Source organism: Spongorhabdus nitratireducens, from assembly GCA_947387575.1.
Lineage (GTDB): Bacteria > Pseudomonadota > Gammaproteobacteria > Pseudomonadales > Endozoicomonadaceae > CANDOC01.
The window spans coordinates 83,751-104,537 of sequence record CANDOC010000002.1 but is presented as its reverse complement, the minus strand read 5'-3'; the positions used below and the strand labels follow the sequence as shown (position 1 = coordinate 104,537).

The following is a 20,787-nucleotide window of genomic DNA, read 5'->3' as shown; positions in this document are numbered from 1 at the left end:
AAAATACCTAGACTCTTCCTGTGTGGGGGATAGTGATATTCTGGGCTTACTGGGGCTGAGTAGACCTCCCAAGCCGAGTAAGCCTGCTATACCTTCTGGAGCTGGGTTGACTCGATCAAGTAGTACTGTCAGTTCCACTTCTCTTGTTTTTCAATCCAGCTCCGGTTCTATGGAGCGGAAATCGAAGTCAGCCCCGACGGCTCCTTTGCCTCCACCTCCCACTCCACCGACAGATTCAACACTACTCTCTCCTCTGATAGATGACACAGAAGGTGAGTTATATTCTACGGCTGAAGTGGAAACCGGGAAGTTGACAACAACCACTTCATCGAGCTCTATTTTAACTTTAACCAGCAGTACTCCGACCGATAAATGGGCGCCTCCGGAAGGAGGAGCCTCTGCATATCTAAGCCCCGAACCTTTCAGGAAAAATCTGCCACCTGCACCTCCTCCTCCGGTATCCAGGCCAACTGTTTCCAGTTCAGCACCTGTATTGAGTAGTACGACAGTTCAAGCAAAAATAGTAAGGAAGGATGCTGATCGCAAGGCGCTTACTTCGGTACGTTCAACTACTCGTGATGTAGTAATGCCTGGAACCCTTCCAAAAAAGCTGAACTCGAACATTCTGGCTAAATTTGGAGGAGGAGTCAGTTCAGGAAGAGTGCCGCCGGCGCCTAGCACCAAGCCTGTTCCACCCTGGAAAACAACAGCGACGGCCACCGTTGGAAAAGTGAAAGATGTTTCTTCTTCAACTGTTTCCAGCGCATCAAAAATGCCTGCAGTGGTTACGTCTTCCACCTCCCGCAACACAGATACACGTTCCACTGTTACTACTGTGTCTACGCCATCTGTAGTGACCAGTACCGGATCAGTTTCAACAGATACAGTACCCTCAACAACATCCCCTGAAGTCAGTGCGGCAGCAGCGGTGATTCTGAATGCAGATACGTTGCCTTTGGCCCGGGTGAAAAATGAGGAAAAAGGACCGGGTGAAATAGTTGATGAGCTGGAAACAGTTGAGCTTCCAATGGTTCTGCCTCCAAGTGCTCCACCCCCTGTTGTTATTGGAAAGGAAGAAACTCCTGTTGAGCAGAAAGTAACATGGTCCGCTGGAGATGATTCCGGTTCTCAGGAGTTATATAACAATATTTATGGGACAAAAATTGACCCTGATAATGTCCAGAAAAGTGCTCCCATTGCCTGGCGCTGGCTGGCTGATACGAAAAAGCATGGCGTGGATGGCAAAACTTCACCTGCTGAAGAAACGGACAGTAATAGTTATACGTTCCGGCTACAGTCCCCCTATGGTGGAGATGAAACATCTGCTGATTGCTGGATGCATATTACATTCACCAGCAATGACAACTTGCCAGCCTGGCATCCGCTTAAAACAGGTAATTCTATTGTTGATATCAGAAGGCCTGATTGGAAGTTTGCTACCGGGGTCGTGTTGAACAGGCCTTTTGTTAATGTTGAAGGAAAAAATGAGCTGATACTGACGGTCAGGCGACAAGTCGGATTACCTGTTCCTGAATGCAAGGCACCGTTAAGGCAGATGCTGGATGCCAGTTATCCGATTGGTGGTTCGCTTGTTGTCGTGTCATTCAAGGTTAAATCCACAGTTCCAGGAAAGCTGCAGTGCGGTATTGCTGACCTGACTACATCAAAAATGCTGGCCTGTGGAGATTATTCTGTCAGTAGTGAGTGGCAGCAAGTAGACCTGGCTCTCAGAGTGGGAGAGGCTGACAGTGACAGCAAGTTGTTTTTCTGTCCAATGTGGAACCGTAACAGGCAGTTTGAGCGTGAAGATGATGTTATCAGGTTTGCCAGAATCAAACTGATTCCACTGAGTGCTGCCGGTCTTCTTTGTACGCCGGTTCAGCAAACAGCTGCAGCTAAAGCGCCAACACCTGTTCCATCTGAAGTTACAACTACAACAACCGATGTTTCAGCTTCAACGGAACTACCAAAACTTGAAGGCTTCAATCCGCTGACTGAAACGGCTGAAGAGATTTATGATTCTATAGTCACTGATAATTGTGAGTATGGTATTTATGAATCTGCGACTGACCAGACATACAATGTTTCTTCAGTATGTCAGCCTCCTCCTCCGGAAGGTCCTCCGCCTGAAGACTGGACTCCGGATGCTTCTCTGTTGTTTTTCCCGGGTACGTCAACATCCTGGGCCTGCTCTCAGGATGTAACACTTAAAATTGGGGCTATGGAGAATGGTGATCCGTTAGTCTCTTTCAAATCAAACTTTACAACGGAACAGCAATCAGACCTGGTGTGCTCTCAGGCACTTAGAATTGCCCCCGGGCTTCTTGCTGGGCACCAGCTACACCTTTCCGGTCATTTTATCGCACCAGTAGACAGCACTCTGGCACTTTACCTGATCTCGGATGAAGGAGCTGAGCAGTGCATTGGAAGTCTGCCCGGTTTGGGGATGACACAATGGTTTGATATTGATCACTGCTTTGACTTGAACAGTGATATCACATCATCTCGCAGTGTTTCGCTTTATATCTATGATGAGTCGTATGACGGGGACAGTGAGAGTTGTCCCTGCCTGCAGACCGAAAGCGATTTCATTATTTTCTCACCTCTGGAGCTAAACCTTGCTGATCCTTCGCAGTTTGATAGGGGCAGTCTGAGGCCATCTATTCCTAAGTCACGCGGGTTTAGTAACCCTTGGGTAGGACTTGCAGATGATGATGAGGATCAGATATACGACACCCCGGTTCTGGACGAGGAGGAGTATGACAATGCTGATGATGATTACAATTTGCTGGCGAGCAGCGGGTTTGAGACGCCTTTATTCCAAAAACAGTGCTTGTTACATACTAAGAGTCCATCTAACTGGTTCTTGTGGCCAGCAGGAAAGCCTGTAGCAGAGAGTGATGGAATATTTTGTGATGATATTGAAACACCCTTCCAGGACGTAGATCAGCCGGTTATACGTATTGAATATGGCTCACAGTCGATTGACTCACTGACCCAGCATATTGCTCCAGGGCTTGTGGACGACTCGGTTGAAAGGGATTTTGTGGTGTCATTCTGGATCAGATCAGAAGGTTGTACCGGAACGCTTTATACCAGTATTAATAATTCGGAAGGTATCATCAGTATGGAAGGGTATCCGGTTACTGGTGAGAAATGGCAACGCCGTGTGAGGCGGTTAAAAGTTCCTGCAGGATGTGACTCTGCTCAGAATGGACTCACCTTCTATCTGTTTTCTGGAATGCAGGCGCTGCTGAAGAAATCGGGTGACTGTGTAGAAATTGCCGGGCTTGATTTTCGATATGAGCCGAATCTTGTGATTGGCGGAGAAAGCTGGGCTGTTTGGTCAGAAGGTGCTGTCGCTGAAGGCAGGGGTCGTGTCATTGTCAATACCGGGCCGGCTCCCACAAAAACCGCCCTGTTACTGGAATATGAAGCCTCTGCGTCACCAGTTGGTGCGTTAACTCAGTGCGTGACTCTGGATTCGGAGCAGGATCATGTCGCTGGGCTTTCTCTATCCTGCTGGATTAAATCTTCACAGCCTGGTTCTGTTCTTTCTTCTCTGAATAGTGACGATGGTGGAATTCTGGCAATGGAAAGCTACGAAGTTGGACCCAGCTGGAAGAAAATCAGGCTCTCAGCGCCATCAGTTTCCTCTTCAAATGTGACTTGCTATGTTGCGAGCTGTCTTGAAAATCTACTGTCTGTTTCCGGCGGTCAGGTTCAGATTGCTGGTGTAGAACTGCTTAGCAGCACTGATGTCGAGGAGAGTAATCAGGAAGCCATCGAATATGAAGGTGATGCGGGTCTTACTCTCGCAGAAGCCATGGCTGAAGAGGGCAGTGACGCAAGCCCGGTTCTCTTATCTGCAAATACTCCTGTTCATACTTCCGAGACGATTAATAGCAGTGCAGCCCACAATACATTACAGCAAGGAAGGAACCTGCTGAAAAACAGTGATTTTGCCCCAGTGCAGTTTACGGCCGGATCTCTCTTCGGTAACGAAGATCTTACTGAATGGACTGTATGGACATCTGAAGGAATCTCTACAGCGGGTGAACTTTCGTTAAGAGCAGATGACAGTAGTCCCTTCAAATGGTCAGGTAGACAGGTGCTGCATTTGGAGTATGGGAATACTCCTATTACGGCGCTAACCGGAAATATTCCGGCATCAAAACTGTTGGGGGCAGAAGGGAAACCAATCGTATTGTCTTGCTGGATTCGTTTGGGGCCAGGGCAAGGTAATAAGGATCTGTATACCAGTATCAGTAAGGTTCGAGACGGAAATACACTGAGCTTCCAGAGCTGTCCGGCAGGAGAGGGCTGGGAGCGCAGGGTTATCAAATACAAGGGGCTGACTGAAGCAGAAGATCTTATGGTTTATCTGCTAACGAGTGTGAATGTAGCTTTGACAGAGCCCGGGCACTGGGTTGAAATCGCAGGTCTTGATATCAGGCCAGAGCCCGAAATAGCTGAGCTTGATGAATGCTGGTTATTCCGGGATGAGAATCAGGATCTACAAAGTAACGGAGTACGCATAGTTATTAATGATGGGCCTGCTCCGGTGCAGACGGCTCTCAGGCTGGAGTATCGTGATTCTGAATGCTGTATTGATGCAATTTGTCAGCCCCTGTCAGTCTCTCCGGATAGTTTTGTAACGAGTGGGCCGGTGACACTTTCCTTATGGGTTCGTGCATCTCAAGTTGCTTCGCTATTGTCAGCAGTCGGAGGTCAGGTTAATAGCTATATGACTTCCGCTGACTGGCATCGAGTGATCGTTACATATGACGAGATTAGTAGCCTTGACGGAGAGGTCTGCCTGGCAGGCTTCTTGCGGAATATTCTGAAGCAGACCGGCGGTTTTGTGAATATTGCCGGGGTCAAGCTGGAGTTAGGTGCTCAAGCAACTGAATTTTTGCCCCAGGAAGCTGCATTTATTACTGAGCAGTCAGGATTGTAGCCAGTGTTCTGGCATGCTGGCTGACGGCTTGGATGAAGGGAGATTCTGAGCATAACTGATATATGATAAGTAGTTGTGACTCAGGATTGGGTGTTGCGGCTGTCAGGGACTTTCAGGTAAAATGCCGCCCCTGTCCGAAATCCGCCCGCTGAGCCTGTTTGTCAGCGCTTGCTGGTTCCATTGAACCCGGCAAGACATGCGGCGCAGTGGCTGGGATGGACAATAAAACCCGATTTTCGGGTGCCTTTGACAAAAAGGCTGAATACAGGATTTTGGAGACTCATATGTACGCTGTAATCAAGACCGGTGGCAAACAGTACCGTGTCAGCGAAGGCGACACACTGAAAGTTGAAAAGCTGGACGTGGCCGCTGGTGAAACCATCGAAATCGACCAGGTTCTGATGCTGGGCGGTGAAGAAATCAAGATCGGTACCCCGGTTGTTGAAGGCGCCAAGGTTGCTGCAGAAGTTGTCAGCCACGGTCGCGGCAAGAAGGTAACTATCGTTAAGTTCCGTCGCCGTAAGCACAGCCGTCGTCAGCAGGGCCACCGTCAGTGGTTCACCGAGCTGAAAATCACCGGTATCAACGGCTAATAAGGAACCAGGAGTAGACTCATGGCTCACAAAAAAGCAGGCGGTAGTACCCGCAACGGTCGCGATTCAGAAAGTAAACGCCTTGGTGTCAAGCGTTTCGGCGGCCAGGTAGTTAAAGCAGGCAACATCCTCGTTCGTCAGCGCGGCACTCGTTTCCACGCTGGTGAGAACGTAGGTATCGGCAAAGACCACACTCTGTTCGCCAAGGCCGAAGGCCGCGTGGTGTTCGAAGTGAAGGGTGCCCAGAACCGCAAGTACGTTCGTATCGAAGCGGCCTGATCCTTGTTGCCATGAATCACCGTCACTATTGTGGTTTACAATAGCTGACAGGGTCAGCATTCATGGCATCAGGTTCTCCCGAAAAGCCCCGTCTGCGACGGGGCTTTTTGCTATTTGTACTCTATGAATTTGTTATTCAGTTTTTGTCAGGCCGGGCCTGCCAGTTGGGGTTTGAAGCATCATGAAATTTGTCGATGAAGCTCACATTCAGGTTGAAGCCGGTAAGGGCGGTAATGGCTGCCTGAGTTTTCGGCGTGAGAAATATGTCCCCAAGGGTGGTCCGGACGGTGGCGATGGTGGTGACGGCGGCAGTGTCTATATGCAGGCCGAAAACGACCTGAATACGCTGGTGGATTACCGTTACCAGCGCCGTTACAACGCCGAAAACGGTGAGCCGGGTCGCGGCAGTGACTGCACCGGTAAAAAAGGGGAAGACCTTTATCTGAAGGTGCCTGTCGGTACCACTATTATCGATGAAGATACCGATGAAATTATTGGTGATTTGACTCAAGTGGGTCAGGTCGTCAAGGTGGCCCAGGGTGGTTTCCACGGTCTGGGTAATGCCCGTTTTAAATCCAGTGTTAACCGGGCGCCGCGTCAGACCAAGCCGGGTACCCCGGGTGAGGCTCGAAGCCTCAAGCTGGAACTGAAAGTGATTGCGGATGTCGGTCTGCTGGGTATGCCGAATGCCGGTAAATCCACCTTTATTCGCTCTGTATCCCAGGCGCGCCCGAAGGTTGCTGGCTACCCGTTTACCACACTGGTACCGAACCTGGGTGTGGTCAGCGTACAGAAGCACCGCAGTTTTGTGATTGCCGATATTCCGGGACTGATTGAAGGTGCTGCTGAAGGCGCCGGTCTGGGTATTCGCTTCCTGAAACACCTGGCCCGTTGCCGGATTCTGTTGCACCTGGTTGATGTCGCACCTTATGACGGTAGTGACCCGGTGGCCAATGCCCAGTCCATTATCAATGAAATTGAGTCCTTCAGCCCGGCAATGGCTGAGCGTGAACGCTGGTTGGTGCTGAACAAGGTCGATCTGCTGCCGGAAGAAGAGCGTCAGTCTATCTGTGACAATATTGTCAAAAACCTGAATTGGACCGGCCGGGTTTACCAGACTGCTGCGGTATCTTCTCAGGGTACTCATGAGCTCTGTCACGAAATCATGATGTATATTGAAGAACTGAAGCAGATGATGGAAGCCGATCCGTCTTATGCTGAAGCTGAAGCCGAGCAGCGCTCCCTGATGGAACTTCAGGCCCGTAAGCGGATTCAGGAGCTGGCCGAAGCGCGCAAGGCCAAGCGTCTGGCTGAGAAGCTGGCAAATGAAGATGACGAAGATGATGATGACGACCATGATATGGAAGTCTTCTACGCGCCCTGATTAGCTCGATCTCTGTTGGGAACTGCCACTATCCTTATCCTGCCGGATAGTGGTATTTTCCCTTCGGGCTGCCTGTCAGCCTGTGCCCCCTTAGTTTCCCCCTGAAACCATAACAAGATGACCCCACCCATGAATAATCGGGAAAAACTGACCAGCAGTCGCCGCTGGGTTGTCAAAATTGGCAGTGCCCTGTTGACCAATGACGGTCAGGGCCTTGATCGGTTGGCGATGGCCGGCTGGATTGAACAGATGGCATGGTTGTGCCAGCAAGGCATTGAAGTGGTGTTGGTATCCTCCGGCTCGATTGCTGCAGGTATGAGCCAGCTGGGTTGGGAGCAGCGACCGGATGCCATGCATGAACTGCAGGTCGCTGCAGCTGTTGGTCAGATGGGTCTGGCGCAGGCTTGGGATTCCGGTTTTCGCCAGCACAGCCTGCAGTCAGCACAGGTCTTGTTAACGCATGCTGACCTGGCTAATCGCCAGCGTTATCTGAATGCCCGTAATGCCTTGCGCTCAATGCTGGAGCTGGGTGTACTGCCGGTTGTTAATGAAAACGATACAGTAGTCACCGATGAAATCCGGTTTGGTGATAACGACACGTTGGGTGCGTTGGTTGCCAATCTGGTAGAGGCTGACACCCTGGTTATTCTGACTGACCAGTCCGGTCTCTTTACTGCGGACCCGCGCCAAAACCCGGATGCAACCCTGATCAGTGAATCGCTTGCGATGGCGCCTGAACTGGATGAAATGGCCGGTGGTGGTAGTGGTCGCCTTGGTCGTGGTGGTATGGCAACCAAACTGCGTGCTGCAAGGCTGGCGGCTCGATCCGGCGCAAGTACTGTTATTGTCGGCGGTCGTGAGCCGGAAGTATTGTCCCGGCTCTACAAGACCGAAAGTCTGGGAACATTACTGCTGCCGGAAAACGAGCCACTGGCTGCACGCAAACAGTGGCTTGCCGGGCATCTGCAGATGGCAGGCAAACTGGTGCTGGATAGTGGTGCGGTGACAGCACTGCGCAGTGCGGGTAAAAGTCTGTTGCCTGTGGGCGTACAGCAGGTTCAGGGTGAATTTGGCCGGGGTGAAATGGTGGCCTGTATGGATACCGGCGGTAATGAAATTGCCCGTGGGCTCTCTAATTACAGTGCTGAAGAAGCTCGCCGGATTATTGGCTTGCCAAGCAGCCGTATTACCGATGAGCTGGGTTATGTGGCCGAACCTGAGCTGATTCACCGGGATAATCTGGTCACGGTCTGATTGATTCAGACAGCTATCTTGTCTGGTTGCTTGTAGCCTATCAGGCAGCAGATGATCACTAGGCAGAGCCCTGACAGGTAAAGCCCCGGAGACCAGCTGAGTCCTGTCCATTCTGTCAGTTTGAGAGCGATCAATGGTGAGGTGCCACCAAAAACCAGAATGGCCAGATTGTAAGGTAGAGTAGTGCCCGTGATACGTATGCCTGCTGGCAACAGCTCGGTATACAGGGCGCTGCTGGAGCCCATAATGATTCCAGTCAGTAAAGCCAGAGTGGCCTGACCAATGAGGCAGTACCAGCCATTACCCTGAGACATTATCCAGAAAATCGGGGCTACGATGATGGCCTGTAAAAGCACACTGCCAATATAAACCTGTTTTCTTCCAAACTGATCACTCAACCAGCCTCCCAGCGCACAGAAAAAAACCAGACCTATCAGGTTAATACTGTTGACCAGCATGGCTGTGTCGGTTGATATCCTCAAGACCTCGATCAGGTAAGTGCTGAAAAATACAAACAGAAGATGGTAAAGGGTGGTGTTGCCAGCAACAACAAACAGCAACCTGCCCAGAGCTATCCAGTTGTGAACCAGCTTTTTTCCTAACTGTCGGGTGTTTCCTGTCTGTCTTTGTTCTGGCAGGTTTTTGCGAATAATCCAGGACGTCAGGCAGATCAGGCCTCCAAGCCAGAATGGAACCCTCCAGCCCCAGCTATAGAGATTTTCTTCAGGTAGCAAAAACACGAGCGTGACGATGGCAGAGGCCAGCAGGGTGCCCAGCATGCCGCTGCTATGGGCCAGACTGGTAAGCAGTCCCCTTCTTTTTGGCGGCGCCATTTCTCCTGTGACAACCAGCACCGAGCAGAATTCGGATGACATACCAAAACCCTGCATCATTCGAAACAGAATTAATAGCAGGGTTGCGTTGACACCCAGATGAGAGGTGTCAGGAAGCAGGCCTATACAGAATGTACCCAGACCGGTAACAAGGCTGCTCAGCAATAAAGCATTCTTTCTGTCTGTCAGATCGCCAATGAAACCAATAACAACTGAGCCCACGGGCCGTGCAAGCATTGTTGTTGCAAAAGCAATGAAGGTCTGCAGCAGAGATGTGAGACGGTCTTCGGCAGGAAAGAATAGTGTTGACAGTACAGGCGTCAGCAGTCCGTACACCACATAATCGTAATACTCGATGGTGTTGCCTGAAATCAGGGCGGTAAGCTGCTGTCGGGAGAGAATCTGCCGGTCAATATTGCCGGACATGGTTAATACGCCACTTATTGATATTGTTGGCAGATTAAAATAGCCGTATTTTGAGCAGAGGTGATTTTTGGCAGATTAGAGGCATAAAAAAACCGGCAAAAGCCGGTTTTCGATAGATCAGGTGATCTATTAGGCGCTCAGGGCTTTAACCTTGGCGCTCAGACGGCTCTTATGACGAGCAGCCTTGTTCTTGTGGATGATGCCTTTGTCGGCCATGCGGTCGATAACCGGCTGAGCAGCTACGAATGCAGCCTTGGCAGCTTCCACATCACCTGCTTCAACGGCTGCGATGACTTTCTTGATGGAAGTGCGCACCATGGAGCGCAGGCTACCATTGTGCTGACGACGGTTTTCAGCTTGACGCGCGCGTTTTTTAGCGGAGGGTGAGTTTGCCACCTTAGTATGCTCCTTGAGCTTAATCCTGGATTTTTAAGATGCGGGACTATGCCGCGTTGGTGCGCCATTGTCAATATTTCTCCCCCCTTGTGAAAGCGGCATTTTCTGTACCTTCGTAAGCAATTACGAGGGGATAAAAGGCATTCAATGGCATGTAAATGTGCCGAATACTGCGGCACCGGAGTAGAATAGACGCTTTACCCTGACAGAAATATCCGTATGTGCCGGTTATACCCGGTTGTGATATTCATGTAACCAAATGAAATTGAGCTGATGGAATCAGAAAATCAGGATAAGCAGGCCGGGGAACGGCCACCACAACCTTCACAAAAACAGCCTCAGGCGGTAGTCAAATCCGGCGGCTTGCTGCGTTCCAGTCTGGTTGTGGGTGTGATGACCATGCTGTCCCGAGTACTGGGGCTGGTACGTGATGTGGTGATTGCCGGCTATTTCGGCTCCAGTGCTTCAGCGGATGCTTTCTTTGTTGCCTTTAAAATTCCCAACTTTCTCCGCCGGTTGTTTGCAGAGGGGGCTTTCTCGCAGGCTTTTGTTCCGGTGCTGTCGGAGTATCGCACTAAACGTAGCCCGGAAGAGGTAAGAGAACTGGTTCGCCGGGTATCCGGTACGCTGGGTGGGGTGCTGCTGGCGGTGACTGCGCTGTGTATGTTGCTGTCACCCTGGCTGATCATGCTGTTTGCCCCGGGCTTCAGAGACGATGTGGTCAAGCTGGAGCTGGCCGGTGAAATGCTGCGCATCACCTTTCCTTATTTATTACTGATCTCCCTGACGGCTTTGGCTGGCGGAATTCTTAACAGCTATAACCGTTTTGCTGTTCCTGCATTTACGCCGGTATTGCTGAACCTGAGCCTGATTGGTGCTGCAGTCTATATGTCGCCTCATTTTGACGTGCCGGTTGTTGCGCTGGCATGGGGTGTGGTTATAGCCGGTGCAGCCCAGTTGCTGCTGCAGTTACCGTTTCTAATGCGCCTGCGCCTGCTGCCAATGCCGCGCTGGGGGCGTCAGCATGAAGGTGTAAGCCGGATTATGACCTTGATGATTCCGGCGCTGTTCGGGGTTTCTGTCAGTCAGATCAACCTGTTATTGGATACAGTGCTGGCCTCTTTTCTGGAAACCGGCAGTGTTTCCTGGCTTTATTATTCCGATCGACTGTCAGAGCTGCCACTTGGCATCTTTGGTATTGCCATCGGTACCGTGATTCTTCCCAGTCTGTCGCGTAAACATGCTGCAGATACTCCGGAAGCCTTCTCGGCAACGCTGAACTGGGCCATGCGACTGGTGATGCTGATTGGTATTCCGGCGGCTGTTGCGTTGTTCCTGCTGGCAGAACCACTGATCACTACATTGTTCCATTATGGTGAAATGCAGGACCGTGATGTATTGATGGCCACCCTGAGTCTGCGTGCTTATTCCTTTGGTTTGCTGGCCTTTATGCTGATCAAGGTGCTGGCGCCCGGCTACTTTGCCCGTCAGGACACCAAAACTCCTGTGCGCATTGCAATACAGGCAATGGTGGCCAATATGGTCTTCAACCTGATTCTGGTCTTCCCGCTGAAACATGCGGGTCTGGCACTGGCGACTTCACTATCTGCCTTTTTGAATGCCGGTTTGCTGTTCTGGGGACTCTATCGGACGGGTGTGTTCAGGGCTACGCCGGGCTGGATGAAGTTTGGATTACAGCTGCTGATTGCCAATCTGGCCATGGGCGGCGTGCTGTTCTGGCTCAATCAGGCACCTGAAATATGGCTGCGTTGGGGATTGTGGCAACGAGTGGAAAATCTCTCCATTCTCGTCGTTGCCGGTCTGTTCGTCTATGCGTTGATGTTGCTCGTAACTGGCGTACGACCGAGGCAGTTTAAGCATTAAACAGTAGCTTGAGTGGCTAACGGCTATCGCGATGTGGAGACTACCGCGGTGGCCGTTTTTTTATGCGTGTTAGTCGCAATTTACCGGTCGGTCAGCCTGATTCATTGTGATGTAATAATTCTGTCACAATTTATTCATATTCTGACGCCGCCACTTAGATAGAACGTTTGAATTTTTTCATATTAAGGCAACTAAAGGTTTAAACACTCATGACTGATGCGGTCATTGCCAAGCAAACGACACAAACGGAAGCGATCAAGCTGACGAATACCAAGCCGTTTGTTTGGGGCGGTGTCGCCCTGCTGATTTACATGCTGCTGGTAGCCGTAGGAATGGTTAGCAGTGGCTTCAAGCTTGCCACCGGTGGAGCAGCCGGTGCGGAGCAACTGTTTGCATTTGCCAGCAGCCCGGTACTGGGTCTGCTCGCAGGTGCTCTGGCAACTGCACTGGTGCAGTCTTCCAGTACTGTAACCTCCATTATTGTTGGTCTGGCTGCAGGTGGTCTGCCGGTATCCATGGCGGTACCGATGATCATGGGTGCCAACATTGGTACCACGATTACCAATACTATTGTCAGCCTGGGTCATATCCGTAACGGTGAAGAGTTCAAGCGTGCATTCGCTGCTTCTACCGTGCATGACTTCTTTAACTGGATGGCGGTACTGATTCTGCTGCCTCTGGAACTGGCGACCGGCTTCCTGGAAAAAGCAGGCTCCTATATTGCATCCCTGCTGGCTGGCGGCCCGGATATGCATATGAGCGGCTACAACTTCATGAAGATGATCACCAAGCCGGTCATCAAGTCTGTTGCTGAAATGATGTCTCCGCTGTCTTCCACCATGGGCGGCATCATGATGATCCTGATTGGTGTGGCGGTGATCATGCTGGCTGTGACCTGGCTGGGTAAACTGCTGCGCCAGGTGCTGGTAGGCCGTGCCAAAAACATTCTGAAGAGTGCAGTGGGTCGTGGTCCGATCTCCGGTATCTGCTCAGGTGCTGCAGTGACTGTACTGGTTCAGTCTTCTTCTACCACCACCAGTCTGATCGTACCGCTGGCCGGTAATGGCTTCTTCAAGCTGCGTGAAGTGTATCCGTTTACGCTGGGTGCCAACATTGGTACCACCATTACTGCACTGCTGGCAGCAACTGCAGTAACCGGTCCGCTGGCTGGAGCTGCTCTGACAATTGCGCTGGTTCACCTGCTGTTTAACGTATCTGCAGTGGTGGGTATCTACTCTGTACCATTCCTGCGAGATATTCCGCTGAAGCTGTCCGAGAGCCTGGCAGAACTGGCGGTGAAGCGGAAATTCCTGGCCCTGGCCTACATCGCTTCTGCTTTCTTCGTGATTCCCGGTCTGCTGTTGTTGATCGTCGGTTAATCACTGGTCAAGATTAAAGCCTGAAAAAAACGTTCTCGGAAGCCCTGCATTTGCAGGGCTTTTGTCGTTTCAGGGGGTATAAATTGTGCTCTCGTCGCTGCTGGTTCGTTCAGAGGCTCTACTATATAATCCCTTCCTTTGCCCATTGCGGAACACGGTGTAGGAGTGCATGCAGTTAGTTGGCGGATTGCACAAAATCAGAGAAAGCCACAAGGGATGTGTTGCAAGCATCGGCAACTTTGACGGCGTACATCTTGGACATCAGGATATTATTCAGCAGTTGAGCGCGAAGGCCTCGGCATTGAATACTCATGCCTGCGTCATTCTGTTTGAACCTCAGCCGAAAGAGTTTTTTACGCCGGAAAAGGCGCCGGCCCGTATCAGCACCCTGCGTGAAAAAATCGAATTGCTGCAACAGTTTGGCATCGATCAGGTGTTGGTGGTCCGGTTTGATAAGCTGTTTCGTTCCCTTTCAGCGGATGAATTTATTCAGCGGGTGTTGGTAGACGGACTGGCCGTGAAGCATCTGGTAGTCGGTGATGACTTTCGTTTCGGCAGTGACCGGGCCGGCAACTTTGCCCGGCTGGAACAGGCTGGCCAGCAATATGGATTCGGCGTCAATAATACCCGCAGTGTAATTGTTGACGGTGACCGGGTCAGCAGTACACTGGTTCGCCACAGCCTGCAGCAGGCAGACTTCGAACGTACCGCCGAGTTGCTGGGGCATCGCTACAGTATGTCCGGCAGAGTGATATCTGGTCAGCAACTCGGGCGCACGCTGGGCACCCCGACCGCCAATATTCAGCTGAAGCGCCGCCGTATTCCCATGTCCGGTGTTTTTGCGGTTCGGGTTACTGTCGATAATCAAACCTGGCCCGGGGTTGCTAATCTTGGCATACGCCCCACCGTTTCGGGTAAGACACCATTGCTGGAAGTCCATTTACTGGGTTATTCCGGCAACCTTTATGACAAGCGTATTCATGTTGAATATGTGAAAAAGATCCGGGATGAACGCAAGTTTGATTCCCTGGATGCGCTCAGGGCAGCTATTCAGGTTGACCAGCGCGACGCGCAGGATATTCTGGCTGCAAACAACTGATTTGTTGCTGCTGACCCATTGATATCGAGATGCAATCTTTCCTGACTGTCAGGGTTTATGCCCTGAGCTATTGTTTGAGATTGCATCGTCCGTTTTGGCTTTTGAGCAAAACCCCTTTTTGAGCTGATGAAATGAGCGATTACAAACATACACTGAATTTGCCGGAAACGGCCTTTCCCATGCGCGGCAATCTGGCCAAGCGCGAGCCGGATATGCTCAAGCGCTGGCAGGAAATGGACCTGTACGGCAAGATTCGTGAAGCCCGTGCCGGCTGTGAAAAGTTTGTTTTGCACGACGGCCCTCCCTATGCCAACGGCGATATTCATATCGGTCATGCTGTTAACAAAATCCTGAAAGATATTATTGTCAAAGCCAAAAGCATGAGCGGCTTTGATGCACCGTATATTCCGGGTTGGGACTGCCACGGTCTGCCAATCGAACACAAAGTCGAAGGCATGATCGGCAAGGCCGGCGACAAAGTGGATTACAAGAAATTCCGCGCCAAGTGCCGTGAATATGCGATGAAGCAGGTTGAAGGCCAGCGCGAAGACTTTATCCGTCTGGGTATTCAGGGCGAATGGGACAACCCTTACCTGACCATGAACTTTCAGACCGAAGCGGACATCATTCGTACCCTGGGCAAGATCGCTGAAAACGGTCATCTGGTAAAAGGCTACAAGCCGGTTTACTGGAGTGTCGTGGGTGGCTCTGCATTGGCGGAAGCTGAAGTTGAATACCAGGACAAGACTTCTACCCAGATCGACGTGCGCTACGCTGTTGTTGATCAGGACGATATGCTGAGTGCATTCAGCTTTGATGCTGACCAGGGTGAAGGTGAAGTTGCTGTTGTTATCTGGACCACTACCCCGTGGACCCTACCTTCAAGTCAGGCGGTTACCGTCGGTGCCGAACTGGACTACGTGCTGGTGCAGTGCGAAATCAATGGTGCGCCAGCACGCCTGATTCTGGCTGAAGCGCTGGCTGAAGATGCCATGAAGCGCTATGGCGCTGAAGAGTATCGTATTCTGGGTCGTGCCAAGGGTGCAGCACTGGAAAACAAACCGGTTCAGCATCCCTTCTATGAGCGTCAGCTGCCGGTTATTCTGGGTGATCACGTGACTCTGGATGCCGGTACCGGCTGTGTTCATACAGCGCCTGACCATGGTGTGGACGACTTTAATGTCGGCCGTCGTTACGGTATCAGCACTCTGAATTATCTGGATGACAGCGGTGTATTCCGTCCACAGGTTGAGCTGTTTGCCGGTGAGCATGTTTACAAGGTAGACGGCAAGGTGCTGGAAGTCCTGACTGAAAACGGTCGTGTACTGCATCAGGCCAAGCTGACTCACAGCTACCCGCACTGCTGGCGTACCAAGACTCCGCTGATCTTCCGTGCTACTCCGCAGTGGTTTGTCAGCATGAGCAAGGAAGGCCTGCTGGACAGCGCCATGTCTTCTCTTGAAGGTGTCAGCTTCACGCCAGACTGGGGTCGCAAGCGGATGGAATCCATGCTGGGTCAGAGCCCTGACTGGTGTATCTCCCGTCAGCGTACCTGGGGTGTGCCGATTGCGCTATTCATCCACAAGGAAACCGAAGAGCTGCATCCGGATACTCAGGCGCTGATCGAAAAGGTTGCCATGAAGGTGGAAGAAGCCGGTATCGATGCCTGGTTTGATCTGGACCCGGCTGAAGTACTCCCGGCTGCAGATGTCGACAAGTACACCAAGGTTACCGACACGCTGGATGTATGGTTCGACTCCGGTGTCACCCACTCTTCCGTGGTTGACCGTCGTGAAGGGCTGCAATTCCCGGCTGACCTGTATCTGGAAGGTTCTGACCAGCACCGTGGCTGGTTCCAGTCTTCCCTGAAGACCAGTATTGCCGCCAAAGGTGTACCGCCTTACAAGGCGCTGCTGACTCACGGCTTTACCGTAGACGCTCAGGGCCGCAAGATGTCCAAGTCTCTGGGCAACGTGGTTTCCCCACAGAAAGTTGTAAACAGTCTGGGTGCTGACATCCTGCGCCTGTGGGTCGCTTCCACTGACTACACCGGTGAAATGTGTGTTTCTGATGAAATCCTGAAGCGTACTGCAGACAGCTACCGTCGTATCCGTAACACTGCTCGCTTCCTGCTGTCCAACCTGAACGGTTTTGATCCGGCAGTAAACGCTGTCAGCATGGACGATATGCTGCCGCTGGACCGCTGGGCAGTCGACCGTGCACTGCAGCTGCAGGAACAGGTGAAAGCACATTACGATGAATATAACTTCATCGGTGTATACCAGAAGGTACACAACTTCTGTGCCCAGGATCTGGGTGGTTTCTATCTGGATATCATCAAGGATCGCCAGTACACCACCAAGACCGAAAGTCTGGCCCGTCGCAGCTGTCAGACCGCTATGTACCATGTGACTGAAGCGCTGGTACGACTGATTGCACCAGTCATGAGCTTTACCGCTGACGAAATCTGGCAGCTGATGCCGGGCGAGCGCAGCGAACATGTACTGCTGGAAACCTGGTATGAAGGTCTGCAGCCGCTGGGTGAAACCAAACTGGATCGCGCCTACTGGGATCGTGTGATGGCAGCTAAAACTGCGGTCAACAAGGCGCTGGAAGATGCCCGTAAGGAAGGTGTGATCGGTGGTGGCCTGGAAGCTGAAGTAACTCTGTATGCCAACGATGCAGTTCGCGCTGATCTGGAGCTGCTGGGTGATGAGCTGCGCTTTGTACTGATCACTTCACGCGCTGATCTGGCTGCGCTGGAAGCGGCTGAAAATGCGGCTGAAACCGAAGTTGAAGGCCTCAAGGTTGCTGTTGCCAAATCTGGTCATGAAAAATGTGACCGCTGCTGGCACCGTCGTGAAGACGTAGGCAGCAATGAGCAGCACACTGATCTGTGTGGTCGCTGTGTGACCAACGTTGAAGGTGAGGGTGAAGTCAGACACTTTGCCTGATACTGAAACCTGATTTGAAAACAGGGCATCTCATTGAGGTGCCTTTTTTTTGGAGGTAAATAAAGCTGATCCGGTAGAGCCTGAAAGTCTGAAAGAAACGTCTATATTGTTATCCCACATAAACAAAAAAAGATGACAAAAATGATGCGGTGCAAGGCTGGTATCTTGGTGATCTTCGGGATGCTTCTCTTTCCTGTATATTCCGCTCAGGTTCGGGCAGCTTCAGAATATTGCCTCGTTATTTCACTGCCTGCTGGATATAAACCGGAGCATCATTTCCGATTCCAGTCACATTTGAAAAAAACAGAAGACACGCCTTTATCATACTGCCCAATGGATTTTACAGAAATAATTAGTCCTGATGGTGAAGATGGGTTTGCAGTTATAAAGCTGGTGAAAGTTCCTGCTGTTTTTATGATAGAGGCAGGTGAGTTAGGTGCCTTTTATATTTATTTTGTTGGCGTAGAGAATATTACTTTTAATCGTCATGAAGGTATTCAGGATTGTCTTGGTGAACTACCAAAAATCCCGTTCGACATTTCAACTATTCATGCAGGTGAAGATTTTAAAACCAGGCACTGTCAGGATGTGAAGGTATACAGATTTTCAGATTACCTTGTGTTAAAGAAAGCATCCCTTGTTTTTCGAGGCTTGCTAATGCCAAAGCCTGTACCGCTTAACTTTATGGGCCTCAAAAATAAAGATGGTTGGGTTAGTGGTGTTTCGGGCTCATTCCAACATGCAGGGTTAGATGTTTGCCTGTCATTTGATCCACCGGAAATAGTCAAAGTAGAGGAAACTGTTGAAGTAAAACAACCTTTCATAAAAGAAGAAGGCAGTTTGGTAACGGATTCCGCTACGAGTCATTCTGATAGTGTTCGCCCGGATGGTGAAGGCAAAAAAATTATAAAAGAACAAAAACAAGAAGTAGAGCAAGGAGGAGAAAAAAAGAAGAAAAGAATGTCTTCCAGGAAAAGAAGAGAGTTAAGAGAGCTAAAAGAAAGAGAAGAAAAAGCTAGAAGGTTAGAAGATACTGCAACAGTTACAGGTAAAGCTGTAGAACTACGTGATGCTAAAGATAAAGAGCATCGGATGAAAGAGCCTATTGTGGTTCTCAATGAAACTCCTGCATCTGAGCTTGGTGTCGCAGGAGCGCATGACATAGCACACGATACGGGTGGATTATGGGTTACTGTGGGTAGAGGTGGGAAGCCTAAAAAAGAGAAAAAAGCCAAGCAAAAAACAATTGTGACATCTGACTTGCCACAGAGCCCTAAACAACCTCCGAAACCATCAGCTGCTGCACCTGTAACAAGCATGGCAAAGGATAAAGGGGGCAAAAAGAAGGAGACTATTAAGGCTCCGTCATCAGTAACAGAAATGGTACTTCCACGTAGACCTGAGAGGACGGAAGGTTACAAGAAGCCAACCTCAAGTTATACGCCTCCGCGAGGATATTCTACAGGATCGAAAGGCTACCAACCGACCCCCCCAAGCAAGGGAGGAAATAAAGGCGGTGGCATTGGTGTGGTATCGCAGAAAGAGTTTGATAGCCTTAGAGGCTTAGATACCCCTCCAGACACCGGCAGTTCAGAGGCTTGGAGCTTTGGAGGAGGCGGAACCAACAGGATGAAGCGTAGAATGTAAACTTCAGGAGCTACAGTGGGCTGCTCATAGCTTCCCACTATACACCTTGGGGTAGTCAGATTCAGGCAGATATATCAGGTTCAAGTTGAATTGACGCGCCGTTTTAACAGCAGAAGAAGAAGGTGGCACCAGTGTTGCCAGTGAGGGAATACCCATGCGAATAGTTTTCTGCACCAGCTCGATACAGCAGCGACTGGTTGTCACAACACAGGCATTGGTGAGGTCCCGCATATTCCGGATTGCTGCACCGAACACTTTATCAAGTGCGTTATGGCGACTGATATCCTCCATAAACAGTTCGATATTACCTGCTTCATTTATCAACATGGCACTGTGCAGTGGTTCCAGCAGAAACTCATCTTTCTGCAATTCCCTGATGCGGTCCTGCAATTTATAAAAATGTATGGGGTTGGGTACAGAGCTCTCTGGTAAAGGCTGCAATGGCGGGTTGCTGGCTGATAATGCTTCGCTGCCTTTGAGGCCGTGGCCGGAACGACCCTGCATATTACGGCGCAGTTGTTTCAGCTTGATCAGATTGGCATGACTTAATTTGACATCAAGTAGCATGCCACCAGGACGCATGCTGACTTCAACATCATAAATATTGGTTGCAGACGGGACAAGGTTCTCACTGAGCGTGAAGCCCCACGCCAAGTCTTCCATATTTGAAGGTGTTGCCATCATGACGACATGAGTAACGCCATCATAGCTCAGGGCAACATGAACTTCAGATGGCAACAGGCTGGCTTCTACCGGCAGGGTGACTTCGTCATAACGGTAGACTTTTTTGTTCTGTAACTTTTCAGCTTCTTTAATAGCCATTCCGTGCTGCCCGTTCTTGCCTTCTGCAATGCCTGTCAAGAATTATGCACTATTGTACTCTACGTTCTATAAAATACTCGGCACAGAAAGTAAATTTCTTAAAATTATTTTCAGGCTTTTGGCCTAATTTACAATGATGTTAGCTATAAGTCATCAGACGTAAATTATCGAAGGTGATTATTTACAGAAAAATAACATTTTTGATGAAAGTAAATCGTATCCGGTATATCCCAGCTTTTTTTATAAATTGATTTAATTTCTCGTAAAACATCCCGAATACGACCGGGAAACTCTTTGGAAAAAATACCATAACTGTAACCTGCCCAGGGGTCACAAATTACACTTTCTTTACCCAATATGGCGGGCGGCTCGTCCAGATAAACCTGCAAACAGGCGGGTGGCTGCAGATAGGTTCCGAGCAGTAGGAAGGTATGATCATAAGGTGTGAGTACACCTTGCTGCTCATATTGATAGAGGGATGTCACGGCTACCGGCAGGGTAATATCTTCGGCGTTCCGAACATATTGATACCCCAAGCAGGCTTGTTCAAAACAGTTACCAATGCCAAAGCGACGAGCCTGTTCGGCGCAACTTAGAATCCACTGTTCGGGTTTTTTTTCGGAGCCCAGTTGAAAGGCCATATCATGTTCGATTCGAAGATTGGTATATCGGGCCAGTAAATCAATCTGCGATACGGAGCGGTATACCCTTGCATGTGAAATATCTTCAGGCTTGTTAGCTGATGTCAGAATAATACTGCGAATATGTTGAATAACTTTTTCTGCAGTAATCAGATTCGCTGAAAGAGGCATGGATTTTCAGCTCTGTTTGGAGTGAGGGATTTCATTCAGGAAGACTGAAATACAAAGTATGAACG

Annotated in this window: 16 protein-coding genes; 10 read left to right on the top strand and 6 right to left on the bottom strand. The window is 50.3% G+C overall.

Annotated features, from left to right (window positions below; genetic code table 11):
* Window positions 1–150: 150 nt before the first annotated feature.
* Both ACYZZ0_RS05125 and ACYZZ0_RS05120 read right to left on the bottom strand, forming a co-directional pair.
* Window positions 151–324, bottom strand: a complete 174-nt coding sequence (locus tag ACYZZ0_RS05125; RefSeq protein WP_461535515.1) for a hypothetical protein — start codon at window positions 322–324, stop codon at window positions 151–153.
* Between the two features lie 186 nt (window positions 325–510).
* Entirely contained in the window at window positions 511–825 is a 315-nt protein-coding gene (locus ACYZZ0_RS05120) for a hypothetical protein (RefSeq protein WP_461535514.1), read from the bottom strand.
* A 10-nt stretch (window positions 826–835) separates the two neighbouring features.
* Here ACYZZ0_RS05120 and ACYZZ0_RS05115 point away from each other — a divergent pair, with 10 nt between their 5' ends.
* From ACYZZ0_RS05115 to proB, 5 genes are all read left to right on the top strand, one after another.
* Window positions 836–4,960, top strand: a complete 4,125-nt coding sequence (locus ACYZZ0_RS05115) for a hypothetical protein (RefSeq protein WP_461535513.1) — start codon at window positions 836–838, stop codon at window positions 4,958–4,960.
* A gap of 284 nt (window positions 4,961–5,244) precedes the next feature.
* Window positions 5,245–5,553, top strand: coding sequence for a 50S ribosomal protein L21 (gene rplU, locus ACYZZ0_RS05110; protein ID WP_461535512.1), 309 nt, complete (start codon window positions 5,245–5,247; stop codon window positions 5,551–5,553).
* A gap of 21 nt (window positions 5,554–5,574) precedes the next feature.
* Window positions 5,575–5,832 (top strand): 50S ribosomal protein L27, encoded by a 258-nt coding sequence (rpmA, locus tag ACYZZ0_RS05105; RefSeq protein ID WP_461535511.1) that lies wholly within the window; start codon window positions 5,575–5,577, stop codon window positions 5,830–5,832.
* A 181-nt stretch (window positions 5,833–6,013) separates the two neighbouring features.
* Window positions 6,014–7,216: an Obg family GTPase CgtA gene (cgtA, locus tag ACYZZ0_RS05100; RefSeq protein ID WP_461535510.1), complete on the top strand. Its 1,203-nt coding sequence runs from the start codon at window positions 6,014–6,016 to the stop codon at window positions 7,214–7,216.
* 129 nt (window positions 7,217–7,345) lie between these two features.
* A complete protein-coding gene (gene proB / locus ACYZZ0_RS05095; protein WP_461535509.1) occupies window positions 7,346–8,470 on the top strand; it encodes a glutamate 5-kinase in 1,125 nt (374 codons plus the stop codon).
* A 5-nt stretch (window positions 8,471–8,475) separates the two neighbouring features.
* Here the strand turns inward: proB and ACYZZ0_RS05090 are convergent, their stop codons facing one another.
* Entirely contained in the window at window positions 8,476–9,729 is a 1,254-nt protein-coding gene (locus tag ACYZZ0_RS05090) for an MFS transporter (RefSeq protein WP_461535508.1), read from the bottom strand.
* A gap of 129 nt (window positions 9,730–9,858) precedes the next feature.
* Window positions 9,859–10,125, bottom strand: coding sequence for a 30S ribosomal protein S20 (gene rpsT / locus ACYZZ0_RS05085; protein ID WP_461535507.1), 267 nt, complete (start codon window positions 10,123–10,125; stop codon window positions 9,859–9,861).
* A 273-nt stretch (window positions 10,126–10,398) separates the two neighbouring features.
* Between rpsT and murJ the strand changes: the two genes are divergently transcribed.
* From murJ to ACYZZ0_RS05060, 5 genes are all read left to right on the top strand, one after another.
* Window positions 10,399–12,009 carry a murein biosynthesis integral membrane protein MurJ gene (murJ, locus tag ACYZZ0_RS05080; RefSeq protein WP_461535506.1) on the top strand — a complete coding sequence of 537 codons (1,611 nt, stop codon included), beginning with the start codon at window positions 10,399–10,401 and terminating at the stop codon, window positions 12,007–12,009.
* Window positions 12,010–12,218: 209 nt separating this feature from the next.
* On the top strand, window positions 12,219–13,388 hold the full coding sequence (locus tag ACYZZ0_RS05075; RefSeq protein ID WP_461535505.1) for a Na/Pi symporter: 1,170 nt from the start codon (window positions 12,219–12,221) through the stop codon (window positions 13,386–13,388).
* 169 nt (window positions 13,389–13,557) lie between these two features.
* The gene (gene ribF / locus ACYZZ0_RS05070) at window positions 13,558–14,487 is read left to right on the top strand and encodes a bifunctional riboflavin kinase/FAD synthetase (protein WP_461535504.1); all 930 of its coding nucleotides are present in this window, start codon (window positions 13,558–13,560) and stop codon (window positions 14,485–14,487) included.
* 131 nt (window positions 14,488–14,618) lie between these two features.
* Window positions 14,619–17,441: an isoleucine--tRNA ligase gene (gene ileS, locus ACYZZ0_RS05065; RefSeq protein WP_461535503.1), complete on the top strand. Its 2,823-nt coding sequence runs from the start codon at window positions 14,619–14,621 to the stop codon at window positions 17,439–17,441.
* A 132-nt stretch (window positions 17,442–17,573) separates the two neighbouring features.
* The gene (locus ACYZZ0_RS05060; protein WP_461535502.1) at window positions 17,574–19,088 is read left to right on the top strand and encodes a hypothetical protein; all 1,515 of its coding nucleotides are present in this window, start codon (window positions 17,574–17,576) and stop codon (window positions 19,086–19,088) included.
* 24 nt (window positions 19,089–19,112) lie between these two features.
* Here ACYZZ0_RS05060 and ACYZZ0_RS05055 read toward each other — a convergent pair whose 3' ends face one another.
* Window positions 19,113–19,949 carry a formate dehydrogenase accessory sulfurtransferase FdhD gene (locus ACYZZ0_RS05055; RefSeq protein WP_461535501.1) on the bottom strand — a complete coding sequence of 279 codons (837 nt, stop codon included), beginning with the start codon at window positions 19,947–19,949 and terminating at the stop codon, window positions 19,113–19,115.
* Between the two features lie 125 nt (window positions 19,950–20,074).
* Entirely contained in the window at window positions 20,075–20,722 is a 648-nt protein-coding gene (locus ACYZZ0_RS05050; protein ID WP_461535500.1) for a hypothetical protein, read from the bottom strand.
* Window positions 20,723–20,787: the final 65 nt, after the last annotated feature.